The 14,646-nt window shown below is 69.1% G+C and carries 17 protein-coding genes and 1 tRNA gene; 4 read left to right on the top strand and 14 right to left on the bottom strand.

The genetic code is table 11. From position 1 onward, the window contains the following. Window positions 1-69: 69 nt before the first annotated feature. The 4 genes from ACFVTH_RS09830 to ACFVTH_RS09815 all read right to left on the bottom strand — a co-directional run bounded on the left by ACFVTH_RS09830 (window position 70) and on the right by ACFVTH_RS09815 (window position 2,674). Window positions 70-154, bottom strand: a tRNA-Tyr gene (locus tag ACFVTH_RS09830). A 78-nt stretch (window positions 155-232) separates the two neighbouring features. Beyond that, window positions 233-1,585 carry a hypothetical protein gene (locus ACFVTH_RS09825; RefSeq protein ID WP_387089850.1) on the bottom strand — a complete coding sequence of 451 codons (1,353 nt, stop codon included), beginning with the start codon at window positions 1,583-1,585 and terminating at the stop codon, window positions 233-235. 50 nt (window positions 1,586-1,635) lie between these two features. Next, window positions 1,636-2,496: a PH domain-containing protein gene (locus ACFVTH_RS09820; RefSeq protein ID WP_387089847.1), complete on the bottom strand. Its 861-nt coding sequence runs from the start codon at window positions 2,494-2,496 to the stop codon at window positions 1,636-1,638. 13 nt (window positions 2,497-2,509) lie between these two features. Further along, window positions 2,510-2,674, bottom strand: a complete 165-nt coding sequence (locus ACFVTH_RS09815; protein ID WP_387089844.1) for a hypothetical protein — start codon at window positions 2,672-2,674, stop codon at window positions 2,510-2,512. Window positions 2,675-2,837: 163 nt separating this feature from the next. Here ACFVTH_RS09815 and ACFVTH_RS09810 point away from each other — a divergent pair, with 163 nt between their 5' ends. Together ACFVTH_RS09810 and ACFVTH_RS09805 are read left to right on the top strand one after the other, a co-directional pair. Beyond that, window positions 2,838-3,857: a LacI family DNA-binding transcriptional regulator gene (locus tag ACFVTH_RS09810; protein WP_387089841.1), complete on the top strand. Its 1,020-nt coding sequence runs from the start codon at window positions 2,838-2,840 to the stop codon at window positions 3,855-3,857. 73 nt (window positions 3,858-3,930) lie between these two features. Beyond that, complete coding sequence (locus ACFVTH_RS09805) at window positions 3,931-4,419, top strand: YajQ family cyclic di-GMP-binding protein (protein ID WP_386938770.1); 489 nt, start codon at window positions 3,931-3,933, stop codon at window positions 4,417-4,419. Between the two features lie 51 nt (window positions 4,420-4,470). Here ACFVTH_RS09805 and ACFVTH_RS09800 read toward each other — a convergent pair whose 3' ends face one another. Both ACFVTH_RS09800 and ACFVTH_RS09795 read right to left on the bottom strand, forming a co-directional pair. Further along, window positions 4,471-4,893 (bottom strand): hypothetical protein, encoded by a 423-nt coding sequence (locus ACFVTH_RS09800; RefSeq protein WP_387089839.1) that lies wholly within the window; start codon window positions 4,891-4,893, stop codon window positions 4,471-4,473. Continuing rightward, complete coding sequence (locus tag ACFVTH_RS09795) at window positions 4,890-5,924, bottom strand: alpha/beta hydrolase (protein ID WP_387089836.1); 1,035 nt, start codon at window positions 5,922-5,924, stop codon at window positions 4,890-4,892. The genes ACFVTH_RS09800 and ACFVTH_RS09795 overlap by 4 nt, the downstream gene beginning before the upstream one ends. 89 nt (window positions 5,925-6,013) lie before the next feature. Here ACFVTH_RS09795 and ACFVTH_RS09790 point away from each other — a divergent pair, with 89 nt between their 5' ends. Beyond that, on the top strand, window positions 6,014-6,406 hold the full coding sequence (locus ACFVTH_RS09790) for a hypothetical protein (protein WP_387089833.1): 393 nt from the start codon (window positions 6,014-6,016) through the stop codon (window positions 6,404-6,406). Then, a complete protein-coding gene (locus tag ACFVTH_RS09785) occupies window positions 6,397-7,206 on the top strand; it encodes an HTTM domain-containing protein (RefSeq protein ID WP_387089830.1) in 810 nt (269 codons plus the stop codon). Before ACFVTH_RS09790 ends, ACFVTH_RS09785 begins: the two co-directional genes overlap by 10 nt. Here ACFVTH_RS09785 and ACFVTH_RS09780 read toward each other — a convergent pair. The 8 genes from ACFVTH_RS09780 to ACFVTH_RS09745 all read right to left on the bottom strand — a co-directional run bounded on the left by ACFVTH_RS09780 (window position 7,187) and on the right by ACFVTH_RS09745 (window position 14,426). Then, window positions 7,187-8,059: a type II secretion system F family protein gene (locus ACFVTH_RS09780; protein WP_387089829.1), complete on the bottom strand. Its 873-nt coding sequence runs from the start codon at window positions 8,057-8,059 to the stop codon at window positions 7,187-7,189. The genes ACFVTH_RS09785 and ACFVTH_RS09780 overlap by 20 nt on opposite strands. After that, window positions 8,059-9,015, bottom strand: coding sequence for a type II secretion system F family protein (locus ACFVTH_RS09775; RefSeq protein WP_387089826.1), 957 nt, complete (start codon window positions 9,013-9,015; stop codon window positions 8,059-8,061). The genes ACFVTH_RS09780 and ACFVTH_RS09775 overlap by 1 nt, the downstream gene beginning before the upstream one ends. Continuing rightward, the gene (locus ACFVTH_RS09770; protein ID WP_387089824.1) at window positions 9,012-10,532 is read right to left on the bottom strand and encodes an ATPase, T2SS/T4P/T4SS family; all 1,521 of its coding nucleotides are present in this window, start codon (window positions 10,530-10,532) and stop codon (window positions 9,012-9,014) included. Before ACFVTH_RS09770 ends, ACFVTH_RS09775 begins: the two co-directional genes overlap by 4 nt. Further along, on the bottom strand, window positions 10,519-11,880 hold the full coding sequence (locus ACFVTH_RS09765) for a CpaE family protein (RefSeq protein ID WP_387089821.1): 1,362 nt from the start codon (window positions 11,878-11,880) through the stop codon (window positions 10,519-10,521). The genes ACFVTH_RS09770 and ACFVTH_RS09765 overlap by 14 nt, the downstream gene beginning before the upstream one ends. Continuing rightward, entirely contained in the window at window positions 11,877-12,635 is a 759-nt protein-coding gene (locus ACFVTH_RS09760; protein ID WP_387089818.1) for a Flp pilus assembly protein CpaB, read from the bottom strand. The genes ACFVTH_RS09765 and ACFVTH_RS09760 overlap by 4 nt, the downstream gene beginning before the upstream one ends. A 30-nt stretch (window positions 12,636-12,665) precedes the next feature. Further along, entirely contained in the window at window positions 12,666-13,703 is a 1,038-nt protein-coding gene (locus ACFVTH_RS09755; RefSeq protein WP_387089815.1) for a pilus assembly protein TadG-related protein, read from the bottom strand. Beyond that, a complete protein-coding gene (locus tag ACFVTH_RS09750) occupies window positions 13,700-14,110 on the bottom strand; it encodes a TadE/TadG family type IV pilus assembly protein (RefSeq protein ID WP_387089812.1) in 411 nt (136 codons plus the stop codon). Before ACFVTH_RS09750 ends, ACFVTH_RS09755 begins: the two co-directional genes overlap by 4 nt. A 97-nt stretch (window positions 14,111-14,207) precedes the next feature. Then, window positions 14,208-14,426: a Flp family type IVb pilin gene (locus ACFVTH_RS09745; protein WP_387089809.1), complete on the bottom strand. Its 219-nt coding sequence runs from the start codon at window positions 14,424-14,426 to the stop codon at window positions 14,208-14,210. Between the last annotated feature and the right edge of the window lie 220 nt (window positions 14,427-14,646).

Here is a 14,646-nt window from a genome sequence, read left to right as displayed (position 1 = left end):
CGCACCCGTGCCGCAGGCCGACCACCACCCCGGAGAAACACGAAAACCCCGGCGAACCGGGGCTTTCTCTGGTGGCGAGTGAGGGATTCGAACCCCCGAATGCTGAGCAGTCTGATTTACAGTCAGATCCCTTTGGCCGCTTGGGTAACTCGCCGTCGCACCCGACCACGTTCTGCACACAACCGGGGGCCTGTCAAGGATACCCGCCGATGCCGCGTGGCGGAAATCGAGCTCAGGAGCCGCTCGTCGGGTCGCTCGGCGGACGGCTCCGAGGCTCGCCCTGCGGGCCCGCCGGGGGCCCGTCGACGGGCGGCGTGCCGGGCGCGGCACGGCGCCGCCGTACCGCCGCGAACACCACGGCGGCGGCCCCCACGAGCAGCACGCCCGCGGCGAGCGCGATGAACGGCGCGATGTTCGCGCCCGACTCGGCGAGCTCGCCGGTCGAGGCCGGTGCGGGCGACGAAGCCGGCGGCGATGCGGGCGGCGAGGCCGGCGGGGACGACGGCACCACCACGGGCGCGACCGCGATCGGCGGCACCTCGACGCCGGCCTGCGAGCCGTCGACGGTCACGGGCTCGGGCGGCGTGTACCCGGGCGGCGGCACGACGACGAGCGTGTACTCCTCGGCCTGCGGGAGCTCGACGGTGAATTCGCCGTTCTCGTCGACCGGCACCTGCAGCTCTTCACCGTTGACGTCACGCACGGGCTCGCCTGCGGCGTCGTCGACCTCGACGACCGTTCCGGGCGGCGGGGGCGTGCCGCCGTCGAGCACGACGGTGCCCGTGATCGTGGTCTTCGCCGCGGCGGCGGCGAGCCACAGCTGGTACAACGGCGAGCCGTTGACGGCCCCGTAGAGCAGCTCGATGCGGCGCACCGCGGGGTCGGGCCGGAACCCGAGGTAGGCGCCCGAGGTGTCGTCGAAGTTGCCGACGACCGTACCGGGCGCGAAGGTGATGCCGTAGTCGGGCAGCGTGCCCACCGCGACCCAGCGCGGGATGTCGGTGAACGGCCCAGGGCCGGCGCAGCTGCTCGGCTTCGGCGAGCCGGCGGCGCAGGAGTTCGCGGGCGTCATCGCGCCGAGCGCCTCGACGGGCAGCTGCACGCCGGCGTCGTCGAACGCGGTCACGAACACCCAGTCGGCGTCGACGTCGCCGAGGGCGAAGCCCCAGTCGTCGCCGCGGGTCGCCCCGAGGTCGACGACGGTGCGCGACGGCGGCGGGTCGTCGACGGCGGGCGGGGTCGGCGCGAGGGCGCCGGTCTTGGGCCTGATCGTGAGGTACGGCTGAAGTCTGCTCGATCCGTACTCGGCGCCGAAGTCGGTCGACGCGTTGAGGAACGCGCTCGCGCCCGACGCCTCGGTCAGGGTGATGGAGTCGCTCGTGACGCTGATCGGCCCTGCGAACCCGGTCGAGGGCGGAAGCATCCCGCTCGCGGTGAACGCACCCGCCGAACCGGCCACCGTCCAGTCGGCGTACGCGCCGATCTCGGTCGCCGGATCCACGGCGCTCGCGGGCGCGGCAGCGCCGACGAGCACGAGCCCGATGATCCCGATTCCCCCTGCGAGCGACTTCCGTCGATTCGACATCCCGTCATGCTCGCACACCGATCAGGCGAACGACACCCCGGACGCCGCACTCAGTTGGACGAGCGCCACCACGGCATCTCGGCCGTGTCGTTGCGGTCGCTCCCGCCGTCGCCGTCGGTCGGGGCCGCGGAGCGCGCGGCCTGCTGCCGCTCGTCGTGGGTCGAGATCCAACCGCGGTGCCCCTGCGGCGCGGTCACCTGCACCGGCACGGGCTCGGTGATCGGCTCGCGGGTGTCGCCCCTGCCACCCCCGCCCGCGTCGCCACCGCCGCGGGCGACCTGTGCGCGGTCCCACTCCTCGCGGGCACGGGCGCGTTCGTCGAGGGCCGCCTGCTCGGCGCGCGCCCGCTCGGCGCGCTCACGCGAGATGCGGGCGGGCTCCGAGCGGCGCTCCTCGGTCGTCGGGCGCCCGCCGCCCCCGCGCAGGCCGGCGCGCTGGATGACCCGCTGGATCGTGAGCCCGCGCTGGTTCGGTGCCGCCACGAAGCGGATCTCGCGCAGGCCCTGGTCCTGCGCGGCCGACTCGAAGATGAAGTGGCCGTAGTTGAAGATGCGCCCGAGGATCGGCACGTGCACCGAGATGTCGAGGATTCGCGCGATCGGCATCGTCGCGATGCGCTGCGAGAGGATGCCGTGCACGCGGAACACGCGCATGTTGGTGATGACGAATCGGTCCATGCGCCGGCCGAGGATGCGCCATCCGCCGTGGATCACGAGGAAGAGCGCGAGGAAGAACGGCAGCCAGTACAGCGGCGACGGCAGCCACGCCAGCAGGAACAGCACGGGCACGGCCGCCGCCATCTCGAGCGCGGCGAACACGTTCGACGCCCAGTGCTTGCGCACCTCGTCGATGATCACCTCGCCGTCGTCGGCGATGAGGTGCCGCTCGACGTGCGGATCGAACAGGCTCACGACGCGCTCCGGGCTATGACGAGAGCGAGGTGAAGAACGTGACGACCGATCCCGCGGCGTTGAAGACGGCGTCGACCGCGCCCTGCACGGCGTTGGCGGCGTCTTCGGGCCGGGTGATCAGGTAGAAGGCGGCGAAGACCACGACGAGGCCCAGGACGATGCGCTTGACCCACTTCACGGTAGAGGTTCCCTTCGAGTGACGGATGGGCATGCCAACCACCCCTTGGGCAGACCCTGACCAAGGCATTCTTGCCTGAACCCGGCGTTCGGGACAACGCGCCGCGCCGCACTCGGGCGGGTGCGAACGATAGGATTCCAACCGATTACGGGGAATGAGGGCCATGGCCGGCATCGAAGAGGTCGCGAAGCTCGCGGGTGTCTCGACCGCGACGGTCTCGCGCGCGCTCAGCGGCCGCGGCCACGTCTCGCCGGGTTCGAAGGCCAAGGTGCAGGATGCCGCGGCTCGCCTCGGCTACGTCGTCTCCTCGAATGCGTCTTCCCTGGCGTCCGGGCGCACCCGCAACATCGGCGTCGTCGTGCCGTTCCTCAACCGCTGGTTCTTCTCCTCGGTGCTCGAGGGCGCCCAGCAGGCGCTGCTTCGCCGCGGGTACGACCTCACCCTCTACAACCTCTCGGGCGACGGGCAGGAGCGCTCGAGCGTGTTCGAGCACTTCCTGCTGCGCCAGCGCGTCGACGCGGTCATCGCCGTCTCGCTCGAGCTCACCGAGCCCGAGGTCGCCCGCCTGCACGAGCTCGGCAAGCCGCTGGTCGGCGTCGGCGGCCCGATCCCCGGCGTGCGCACCCTCACGATCGACGACGCGGCCGTCGCGCGCCTCGCCACCGAGCACCTCATCGGCCTCGGCCACCGGCGCATCGCCCACATCGGCGGCGATCTCGAGTTCGACGTCGACTTCCACCTGCCGACGAACCGCCGCCTCGGCTACGAGGGGGCGCTGCGCGACGCCGGCATCGAGCCCGACTCGCGGCTGTTCGCCCCGGCCGACTTCACCATCCGCGGCGGATTCCACGCCACGAAGCAACTGCTCGGCGCCCCGCACGACCGTCCGACGGCGATCTTCGCCGCCTCCGACGAGATGGCGATCGGCTCGATCCTCGCCGCCCGTGAGCTCGGTCTCGTCGTGCCGCGCGACGTCTCCATCGTCGGCATCGACGACCACGACCTCTCCGACTTCTTCGGCCTCACGACCGTCGCCCAGTTCCCCCGCCTCCAGGGCGAGCAGGCCGTCGACATCCTCATGGACGCGCTCGAGCCCGCCGTCGGCGAGACGCCCAGGCCGGCCGCGACCCAGCTCCCCTACGAGCTCCGCGTCCGCTCCTCCACGGCCCGCCCGCCCGAGTAGGGGCGACGGATGCCCCGGCGCGCGCGCCGTGGCATCCGGTCGTCTGATTTCGCGCCTCGGTAGACTGGTTCGCATGGCAGATTCAACGTTCGACATCGTGAGCAAGGTCGACCACATGGAGGCCGAGAACGCCGTCAACCAGGCGCGCAAGGAGGTCGAGCAGCGCTACGACTTCAAGAACGTGGGCGCCTCGGTCGAGTGGAGCGGCGAGAAGGTGCTCCTCAAGGCGCAGACCGAGGAGCGGGTCAAGGCCGTGCTCGAGGTCGTCGAGTCGAAGTTCATCAAGCGCGGCATCACGCTGCGCGCGCTCGACACGGGTGAGCCCTACGCGTCGGGCAAGGAGTTCCGCATCGAGATCGCCATGAAGAACGGCATCGACAGCGAGAACGCGAAGAAGATCTCGAAGATCATCCGCGACGAGGCGCCGAAGAGCGTCAAGAGCCAGATCCAGGGCGACGAGCTGCGCGTCTCGTCGAAGAGCCGCGACGACCTGCAGGCGACGATGGCGCTGCTCAAGGGCAAAGACCTCGACGTCGCGCTGCAGTTCACGAACTTCCGCTGAGCTGAGCGACGTGCGTCGACGAGTGCGGTCGGGGCCTCAGCCCGACCGCGCTCAGCCGTCGGTCTCGACGTCGAGCGGCGGCATGACGGCGTCGGCCTGGCGCACGACGAAGACGATTCCGACGACCGCGGCGATCACGCCGATCGGGAAGAGCAGCTGCGGTATCGCGCGGTAGTCGGGCGCGAGTTCGCTGACGGCGATGAGCACTCCGGGCGTCACCGCGAGCAGGGCGCCCCACCAGCGGCGGCTCAAGATCCAGCCGGCGACGAAGACCGCCAGCGAGAGCACCAGCCCGGCGACGAGCCAGGGCATCGCGCGCTCCCGGGCGGCGACGGCGTCGGAGTACACGAAGCGGAAAAACGTCTCGTACAGCCAGATGCCGAGGAAGACCATCGACGTCAGCGCGGCCGGCACCCAGACGAAGAGTCCGACGGCGGTCGGCCAGACGAGGCGACGACGCGGGCGGGTCGTCATCTCGGACCGTACCCGCGCAGCCAGCGCGTGATGTCGGCGTAGGCCTGCGAGCGCGCCGGCTGGTGCGACAGGAACACGTCGTGCAGGGCGCCGTCGATGCGCGCCACCGTGACCGACGGCCCGATCCGCAGCGAGCGTTCGGCGATCTCGTCGACGACGAGCACGCTGTCGCTCGAACGCATCGCGTCGTCCCATCGCGGGAGGATCGTCGATCGCGCAGAGAGCAAGGTCAGCACGGGCGCACCGACGTCGACGCGCGACTCGATGGTCGCGTGCCCCGCGAGGATCGCCATGAGCCAGGCCGGCGAGGTCGCGAAGCCGCGGTCGGGACGCCAGGCGTGCTCGTACTCCCATTCGCCGCCCTGCTCGCGCGAGACGGCGCGCGTGTAGAACCCGAGGTCGACGTTCGGCAGCGGCGCGAGCGGGTGCACGCGCGCCCCGAGCTCCATCATCGGGGCGAGCGCCTGCCGGCCGACCTTGCTCAGCTGGAACTCGAGCCACGGGCTGTTCAGCACCAACGCCGCCGCCCGGCCCTTGTGGCGCGCGGCCCAGAGCGAGAGCGTGAGCCCTCCGGTCGAGTGCCCGAGCAGGATCAGCGGGCGGCCGGAGGGCGGGCCCGAGGCATCCGGCTGGCCCATCGCGGCGAGCGCGGCCGCGATGTCGGCGTCGTAGGTGGCGAGGTCGGCAACGAAGCCGGGTGTCTGGCCGGGGCGCAGGCTGCGGCCGTACTTGCGCAGGTCGAGCGCGTAGAAGCGGGCGCCGAGCCCCGCCCAGTACTCGGCGAGCTCGCGGTTGAAGAAGTAGTCGCTCCAGCCGTGCACGTAGAGCACGTCGGCTCCGGATGCCGCGCCGCGCGTGAGCCGCGGCCGCCACCCCGGGCGGTACCGCACGAGGGTCGCGACGACGTCGCCCTCGTCGTCGTCGCCGAGCGGGAGCGTGAGCTGCTCGAAGCGATCGCCGAGGAGGTCGGGGCGCCAGGTCTGCGGCTGGGCGGGATCAGCGGGGCGCACGCTCGCCTCGGTCTCCCCCACGCCGCCTCCCCTCGTCGCGAGGCCAGCCTATCGAGGCACCCTCCAACGCGGGCATTGGTTCGTGCGCCATCGGCCAATAGCGTGGTTCCGTGAATGCCCTGCCCGAGTCGGTCGATCCGCGGCCCACGCCGACGGCCGGTGCGCCGAGCGCCGCGCACGCGCGATCGAGCCTTGCCGGGGCGGTCGCCGTCGTCATCGTCATCGCGCTTCAGGTTGCCGTCCCGCTCGTGCTCGCCTTGCAGCCGCCACCCCGGCAGTACGGGTTCCAGATGTATTCGGGTCTCGGTGCCGCCACGGTGACGTGGTTCGACGCCCAGGGAGACGAACACGCATTCACCGATTTCGACGACGTGGTCGCGAAGCATCGCCCCGACATCGATTGGACGAGGGGGCTGCCCGAGGCGGTCTGCGCGCATGAACCGACCGCGGTCGAGGTGCGTGTCGCGCAGTCCGGGCGGGAACGGGGTGTCGAATGCGACTGACCGAGATTCGCAGCGATCCGAGACCCGTCGCGGTGACACGCATCGGGCTGGGCATCGTTGCGGTGCTGAATGCGATCGAGGCCTTCTGGATCCTCGAGCGCATCGCGAGCGGACGCCTGGCTGTGCCCGTCTTCGCCGATGCCCCCGTCGTACCGTTGCCCTGGCTCATCGCCGGGCTGATCATCGGGATCGCCGCTGGGCTCGCCGTAACGGCCGGCTGGATGACGGCACCCGCTGCGACGGTCACCGCACTGCTCGGCGCCGCCACCCTGCTCGCCGATCAGCAGGCCTACAGCAGTCATCGCTGGTTCGCCACGCTGCTCATGGTTTACCTCGTGTTCGCCCGGTCGGAGACGGCATGGTCGGTTCGCCCGCGGCCCGATCGTGGATCGATCCCCTGGTGGCCGCAACTGCTGATGATGAGTCAGCTGTCGGTGCTCTACTTGTTCTCGGCGATCAGCAAGATGAATTTCACATTCATCTCGGGTGCGCCGCTGTCGCTCTGGGTGTGGATCGACCTCCCTTGGCAGGCCTACTTCATCGCCGCGGTGCTCACGATCGCCGTCGAGCTCATCCTCGCGATCGGGCTGTGGTTCCGGTCGAGTCGTCGGCTGGCCGTGATCCTCGGGCTGGGTCTGCACTTCTCGATCGTCGTGCTGATGGTCGGCGAGACCGCCGCCCTCATCGCCTTCACGATCACGTGCGTCGCGCTCTATCCGCTGTTCCTCTTCAGGCCGAGCTTCCGAAGCGCGGCGTCAGGTCGGCCCAGCGTTTCCGGAGTCAGGGCGACTGCACGGTGAACGCGTTGATGATGCCGATCACACCGGGCGTCATCACGACGATCATGAGCACCGGGAGCAGGCAGAACACCAGCGGGAACAGGATCTTGACCGTCACCTTCTGGGCCTGTTCCTCGGCGCGCTGACGGCGCTTCAATCGCATCTCACCGGCTTGCACGCGCAGCACGTCGCCGAGCGCGATGCCGTACGCGTCGGCCTGGACGACGGCGCGCACGAATCTCCGGAGGTCGGGCGAGTTCGTGCGGGCTTCGAGCTCGAGGAACGCGTCACGACGGGTTCGGCCGATCGACATGTCCTGCAGCACGCGGATCAGCTCCTCGGCGAGCGGGCCGTGGCCATTCCGCGCCGCCTTCGCCATCGCGGCATCGAACCCGAGGCCCGCCTCCACCGCGATCGTCATCTGGTCGAGCGTGTCGGGCAGGGTGTTCCTGATCGCTTCCTGGCGATCGTGCGCACGGCTGTTGATCAGCACGTCGGGGAGGAAGAAGAGCAGGATCGTCGCGAACACCGCGAGCAGGATCTTGATCGGCTGGACGCCGCCCGAGATCGTGAACAGGATGCCGAACACCGCTCCGACGGTGCCGAGCACGAGCTTCCACGTGATGATGCCGCTGAGGGTCCAGCCGGTCGGTCGGCCGGCGAAGAGGATCTGCTTCTCGATCCAACCGATGTACCCGCGCGGTGCCGCGGCGACGAGCGAGGCTCCGATGGTGCCGCGCTGCACCGGCTCTTCGACCGGTCCGTCGGCGGCCGCCTCCGCCTTGGGCTTGCGCGCCGGGAAGAGCAGGAACACGAAGACCCCGAACGCGATCGCGGTGAGGAGTGCGACGCCCAGCATCACCCAGCTCAGCATCAGAACTTCACCTTCACCGTGAACGAGATCCAGATGGTGCCGACGATCAGGAGGATCCCGGCGATGATCAACGCGATGATCCCGTAGACGCTCGTGAAGAACACCGACAGATAGTTCGGCTGCGTGATCAGCAGGAACAGGAACACGCCGATGGGGAGGCCCACGAGGACGATGGCCGAGAGCCGGCCCTCAGCGCTGAGCGCCTTCACATGGCGCCTGATCTGGTTGCGCTCTCGGATGGTGCGGCCCACCTGGTCGAGCACCTCGGCGAGGTTGCCGCCCGTCTCCTGGTTGATCGCAATCGCCTGCGCCACCCACTCGAAGTCGGCACTCTTCATGCGGTGCGCGGTGTTGGTGAGGGCTTCGGCCAAGTTCCGACCAAGGCGGGTCTCGTTGACGACCCGCGCGAGCTCCTCGCTCGTCGGCTCCTCGGCCTCGGCCGCGACGGCGCCGATCGTCCGGTTGAGCCCATGCCCGGCTCGAAGCCCACCGGCCATCATCTGCACGGTGTCGTCGACCTGGTCGGCGAACTTCGACTGCCGCTGCGAGGTCCTGATGACAAGCACGAGCTTCGCGAGGAACGGCGTCGCCGCCCCGAACAGGATCGCGAGGATGAACCAGGTGCCGTTGGCGATGCCGAGCAGTACCCCGACGAGCGTCATCACGCTGGTCGCCGAGACGACGAGGACGAGGAATCCCGAACGATCGGTCTTCACCCCGGCCAGTTCGAGCGCCTCGGGGCTGAACATGCCACCCGATCGATTCGCCGTCGCGGACTCGATCGCCGCAGTCGTGCGGTCGGTGAGCTTCGTCAGCGTGGACACGTGTTGCTCGCCGGGTGCGAGTCGACGGTCGCGCGACACCCGCGGTGCCTGCGGGGCGATGACGAAGAGCACCAGCACGACCAACGCGAGGAGGCAGATCGCCACCCCGACCACGAAGAGCACCGGGCTCATCGGATCTCTCCGAGCATCTCGCGGGGCACGACCTGGAAGAGCGACATCGGGAGCGAAATTCCATGATCGGCGATGCGTTCGGCGAAGCGCGGCCGCACACCGGTCGCCTCGATACGCCCCTTCAGTCGGCCGTCCTCGTCGAAGCCAGCCGAGTAGTCGAAGCTGAACGCGTCCTGCAGGGTGATCACCTCGCCCTCCATGCCGTGCACCTCGGTGACGCTCGTGATGCGCCGCACGCCGTCCTTGTGGCGCGAGATCTGCACGATGATGTCGATGGCCGACGAGATCTGCTCGCGGATCGCGCGGAGCGGCAGTTCCATGCCCGCCATCAGCACGAGCGTCTCCATGCGCGAGATCGCATCGCGCGGCGAGTTGGCGTGCAGCGTCGAGATCGACCCCTCGTGACCGGTGTTCATCGCCTGCAGCATGTCGAGCGATTCGGCACCGCGGACCTCGCCGACGACGATGCGGTCGGGGCGCATGCGCAGCGAGTTGCGCACGAGGTCGCGGATCGTGATCTCGCCGCGCCCCTCGATGTTCGGCGGGCGGGACTCGAGGCGCACGACGTGCTCCTGCTGGAGCTGCAGCTCGACCGCGTCCTCGATGGTGATGATGCGCTCGTCACCGGGGATGAAGGCGGAGAGTACGTTGAGCAGCGTCGTCTTTCCGGTGCCGGTACCGCCCGACACCAGGATGTTGAGCTTCGCGCGCACCGCGGCATCGAGCACGGTGGCGACCTCTCGCGTGAGGCTGCCGAACCCGATCAGGTCGTTGACGGTGTACGGCGTGCCTGCGAACTTTCGGATTGTCAGCGACGCCCCGTCGACCGCGAGCGGCGGGATGATCGCGTTCACGCGGGATCCGTCGTCGAGGCGCGCATCGACGAGCGGCGACGACTCGTCGATGCGGCGGCCGACCCGTGCGACGATGCGCTCGATGACGCGACGCAGCTGCGGCTCTCCGGTGAATCGGTGCGGGGTCTCCTGCAGGCGGCCGTTCCGCTCCACGTACAGCCGGTCGAAGCGGTTGACCATGATCTCGCTCACGCTCGGGTCGGCCAACAGCGGCTCGAGCGGGCCGTACCCGAGCACATCAGCGCCGATGTCGTCGATGAGGCGATTGCGCTCGGCCGTCGAGAGCGCGAGCTGTTCGCCCGCCACGATCTCGGCGAGCTCGGCACGCGCGAGCACGTGCAGCTGCTCTTCCGTCATCGCCGGGTCGTTGAGTCGGGAGCCGATGCGCCCGAAGAGCTCCTCGGCGGCCTTCTCCTTGACCGCGGCGAGCGGGTCGACCGAGCCCACGGGTCGCGTCTGGGGCGTCTTCGGCGTAGCGGGCGACTTGAACAGCGGCTGCTGCCCGTCATCGACAGCCCGCTCGGCCGGCTCAACTGCCGGGGGCCTGTTCTCAGCACTCTCAGCGGGCTCGGGCTCGGCTGGGACGCGAGGGACGCTCGGCGCAAAGGGATCGGCGGCCTCGCGCTCAGCGCGGAGCGCGTTCAGACGCTCATTCAGGTTCATTGGTACGCCGCCTTCTCTGGATCTTGCTGCGCTTGGGGAACGCCTCGGGTGCGATGCGGAGCACGATCGAACGGATCGCCTTCGCCGCCGGGTCGCGCACGTCGTCGTGGATGAGCGGCACGCCCTTGTTCGACGCGAACAGCACCGCCGACGACTTGGGCACCTCGATGTCGACCGGAGCGCCGATGATGTTCTCGACGTCCTTGATGGTGAGCCCGCTGTTCTTGTCGGTCTGGTTCACCACGACGTGCCGGTTGCCGGGCATCAGCCCGATCTTGGTGAGCAGCTCGAACTCGGTGCGAGTCGCACGCAGGCTCGGCACGCCCATGTTCGTGACGAAGACGGCGTCGGTGACGTGCTCGAGGGTGATGAGGGTGTGCTCGCCGAGGCCGGGCGTCGTGTCGATGATGACGTAGCGGAACGTCGCGCGGAGTCGGTCGATCAGCTCGGCGAGCGCCGCCGGCGCGACCTGGTCGCCGAGCTCGGGCGACGGCGCGCTCGCGACGACGAAGAACCCGTCGTCGTGGTGGGTGAGCGTGGTCTTCAGCACGAGCTCGTCGGCCGCGGTGTCGGCGACCGCATCGACGATGGTGCGCTCGGGCTCGAGTGCGAGCGCCGCGGTGATGTCGCCGAACTGCAGGTCGGCGTCGACGAGCACCACGGAGTTCGGCGCGATCTCGGCGAGGCCTGTCGCGAGGTTGATCGCGATGGTCGTCTTGCCCTGGCCGCCCTTCGGAGCGACGACCGCGATCGCCTCCGTCGGCACTCCGGCCTCGATCGGCGGGAACTCCCACTCCGGTGCCGCCGGCTCGGGCTCGGGCTCGGGCTCGACGAGCTCCTCCGCTTCGGTGGCGGGTTCATCCGCGATCAGGTCGAGGTCGGCGGGCTCCAAACCGATGAATGGCATGTCATCGATCTCGAGCGCGGGCGGTGCGTCGAAGTCGTGCGCCTCCGCGTGGCCGTTCGCAACGAGCCAGGCTGCCAGGCGATCGAGGAGTGCGAGGGTCGTCTCGTCGGTCGCATCGGGGTTCAGCACCGCGTGCAGTGCGAGCTCGTCGACCCAGTCTTCGAGGTCGGAACGCTGCTCGCGAACGACGATCAGGCCGAGCGAGGGATGCTTCGCGGTGAGCGCCTCGACGAGCCCCTTCGTCTCCTCGTAGTTGAGTACCGGGCCGAGCAGCGCGATCCGCGGTCGCTCGGGCACGCGGGTCACGACCGCTTCCGGGCCGAAGGTCAGAAACTCCCCTGGCACCACGCTCAGCCGCTCTCCGAGCACCGACCGGAGTCGGGTCTCGTACTCGGCCGAGCGGCTGACCAGCAGGAAGGGCGGCGTAGCCACGGGGATCACCCGAAGATGTTCTCGCCGGAGCGGGGCGTCGAGCCACCCTGGTCTGCAGTCTCGGGCTCGAGCGTCAGCCAGATGCCGCCGTTTCCGTCCAGCTGCTGTTCCGCGCCGTAGACGAGCTTCTCGACCTGCGGCGTCGTCGCCGCGATCGTGACGAGGAACGTGTTGACCATCTGCGGCGAGTTGCTCTCGTCCTCGTCGTCGTTGACCGCGACGTCGGCGCCCGCGACGATCCTCGTGACCAGCATGCGGTGGAAGATGAACTGCGTGATCGCCTTGTCCTCGTTGGCGAACTCCGACTCCGTGCTCGTCGTGTAGACGACGCCGACGGTGCTTCCAGGCTGCACTGCGCCGCCGACCATCCGATCCGCGGGCACCGTGATGGTGACCTCCTGCATGCCGTCGGGCACCGGCACCTCGCCGCGAGCAGCGAGCTCGAGCGGGTCGATGAAACGCGCCTCGGCAAGTTGCTCGCCGGGAAGCAGATCGGCATCCGCGACGAGTCCGTCGAGCACCGAGAGGTCGGTGACCGCGCCCTCGACGAGATTGCGCGCGGGAACAGTGTCGAGCTTGGCGAAGTCACCGACGACCTCACCCGCGGTGCCCTTCGGAATCGTCTCCTGCACGACGTAGACGTTCTGGAGCTCGGCACCCTGCGCCGCCCGCACGTCGGCGCCACGAACGTAGATGACGAGGGCGAACGCGCCGACGATCGCGAGGATGAGGGCGACGATCGCCCCGATGATTCGGGTCTTCATGGCTGCGTGCTTTCGGTAGGGCGGACGGGGTCAGTCAAGCAGGCCTGCGAGCTCGTCGGGGGTGATGATCATTCGAACGACGCTGAGCCCTTCACCGTCGCCGTCGCCGAGCTCGAAGGCCTCGTCGACCGAGACGTACTTCACGAAGTAGCCCTGGAGACCGCGGCAGCTTCCTGTGCAACGTGGAGCGGTGGCATCCACATAGGTGCTCGGACCGCTCAACTTGAACCCGGTGAGGACGAACGCGGCGAACTTCTCGATGTGGAAGCAGATGATGCCTCCGCGAGAGTCGTCGACCTCGGAGCACGACGTGTTGACCTTCTTGAACGAGTCGTAGATCGGGATGAGCACGGTGCTGTCGAGGCGCAGCGCGAGGTCGGTCTCGGGGTCGCCACTGCCGACGTCGCAGCCGCTCTTGCTCATGTTGTTGCCACGGTCGGCCTTGTGCCAGATGGACCCGGCCGTGAGGTCGATATCGGCGGCGCAGTCGACGGCATCGAGCCAGCCGAATCCCCCCGGCGAGAAGGTCGGGTCGCATCCTCGCCGCGCTTCGGTGTTGTACTCGATGAGCACCTTGGTGGGCGTCGCATCGGGGTCGATCGGCGGAAATTCCTCGAACTCGCAGGCACCGATCGCGAGGGGCAGCGTGTTTCCCGCGACAGGGGTCCCCCACTCGGCGGAACCCGAGGCCCAGACCGTCTCAGAGCCGGGCCCGTCGATCACGCTGGCGAGGTAGTGCTCGACATCGGCGTCGGCCGTGACGGTCACGACGTTTCCCGCGGTGTCGATGCTCGGGGCGTTCGCGGTGGGGTCGTACGGCAGCGTGGCGTTGCCGTCGACATACGCCTGCGCTTCCGTCGTCGCACCGCTGGCGCAGGTCGTCTCGTCCTTCGCGCAGGCTGCGGCGAGCGCCATCGCCGCAGCGTCGACACCGTTCTGCAACTGAGCACGCTCGGAGACGAGCGCGCCGACGTCGACGGCGATCGCGCCCGCTCCGATGAGCGGAACGAGCATGACCGCGACGAGCACGGCCGAGGCGCCGCGCTCACGACGCAGCTTCCGAATCAACCGCCGCATATCATCTGCCCCGTTCCCGTGATCACGAAGTCGTCGCCCGTCACCAGATCCCAGAATCCCGGAACGATGAACGAGGTGCTGTAGCTGACGGTGGCCGTCACCGGATCACCCGGGTTGTCCTCGCACGAGGTGAGGTCGATCGCGACGTCGGCAGTCGACAGCGAGGGGTTCAGGACACCCGCCGTCGCCGCGACGCCGGCGCTCTTGGCTGTGCCGGGGTCATCCTCGATCGCCATCACACGAGCTGCCTCGCGGGCGGCGTTCGAGACAACGAGCTGGATGTTGAAGAGCCGGCCGAACTCGAAGATGCCGAGCAGCACGAGGAGCAGCAGCGGCAGTACGAGCGCGAACTCGACGGCCGCTGCTCCTCGCTCGTTGCGACGCTTGCGCTCGTTCACTTCTCACCTCTGAAACGTGTACCGCTGGGGAACCGTCGCGATCGACGGTCCCCCAGCGTGAAGTCGGCGGCCAAGCCGACTGTTTTGTAGCAGCGACTCAGGTGCCGGCGCCACCGCCACCGCCACCGGTGCCGCCGAGCGCCGCGGCGATCGCGTCGAAGATCGCGTCGAGGTTGGTGCCGACGAGGGTGACGGCCGCGATGATCACGACGGCGATGAGGGCGACGATGAGGCCGTACTCGACGGCGGTCGCACCCTCTTCCTCGGAGCGCAGGCTCTCGAGGTGCGCACGTGCTCGCGTGAATGCCTTGAGCATGGTGAATCCTTCGGGTAGGTAGGGACACTTCACCACCCCGAAGGATGGCTGGTGCCGCATGTGGGTACATGCGGTGACATGAAGGTATCCACCGTGTTCTAGGTCACCTATGCCCCACTTTGGGGGAGGCATCCGGCCTGGAACGCAACGATTGGCGCGGATCGGCTGATTTCCGCGCAAGAGTCCGTACCCTGCCCCCCAGTTTGGGGGTTTTTCGGGG

Source organism: Agromyces sp. NPDC058104, from assembly GCF_042884835.1.
Classification (GTDB): domain Bacteria; phylum Actinomycetota; class Actinomycetes; order Actinomycetales; family Microbacteriaceae; genus Agromyces.
This window is presented reverse-complemented; position numbering and strand designations above follow the sequence as displayed.

Bases quoted from the DNA above. Each gene is read 5' to 3' on its own strand.
- ACFVTH_RS09805 (WP_386938770.1), top strand. From the start codon at position 3,931: ATGGCAGATTCAACGTTCGACATCGTGAGCAAGGTCGACCACATGGAG.
- ACFVTH_RS09810 (WP_387089841.1), top strand. From the start codon at position 2,838: ATGGCCGGCATCGAAGAGGTCGCGAAGCTCGCGGGTGTCTCGACCGCG.
- ACFVTH_RS09775 (WP_387089826.1), bottom strand. From the start codon at position 9,015: ATGAGCCCGGTGCTCTTCGTGGTCGGGGTGGCGATCTGCCTCCTCGCG.
- ACFVTH_RS09760 (WP_387089818.1), bottom strand. From the start codon at position 12,635: ATGAAGACCCGAATCATCGGGGCGATCGTCGCCCTCATCCTCGCGATC.
- ACFVTH_RS09800 (WP_387089839.1), bottom strand. From the start codon at position 4,893: ATGACGACCCGCCCGCGTCGTCGCCTCGTCTGGCCGACCGCCGTCGGA.
- ACFVTH_RS09780 (WP_387089829.1), bottom strand. From the start codon at position 8,059: ATGCTGAGCTGGGTGATGCTGGGCGTCGCACTCCTCACCGCGATCGCG.
- ACFVTH_RS09785 (WP_387089830.1), top strand. From the start codon at position 6,397: ATGCGACTGACCGAGATTCGCAGCGATCCGAGACCCGTCGCGGTGACA.
- ACFVTH_RS09825 (WP_387089850.1), bottom strand. From the start codon at position 1,585: ATGTCGAATCGACGGAAGTCGCTCGCAGGGGGAATCGGGATCATCGGG.
- ACFVTH_RS09770 (WP_387089824.1), bottom strand. From the start codon at position 10,532: ATGAACCTGAATGAGCGTCTGAACGCGCTCCGCGCTGAGCGCGAGGCC.
- ACFVTH_RS09745 (WP_387089809.1), bottom strand. From the start codon at position 14,426: ATGCTCAAGGCATTCACGCGAGCACGTGCGCACCTCGAGAGCCTGCGC.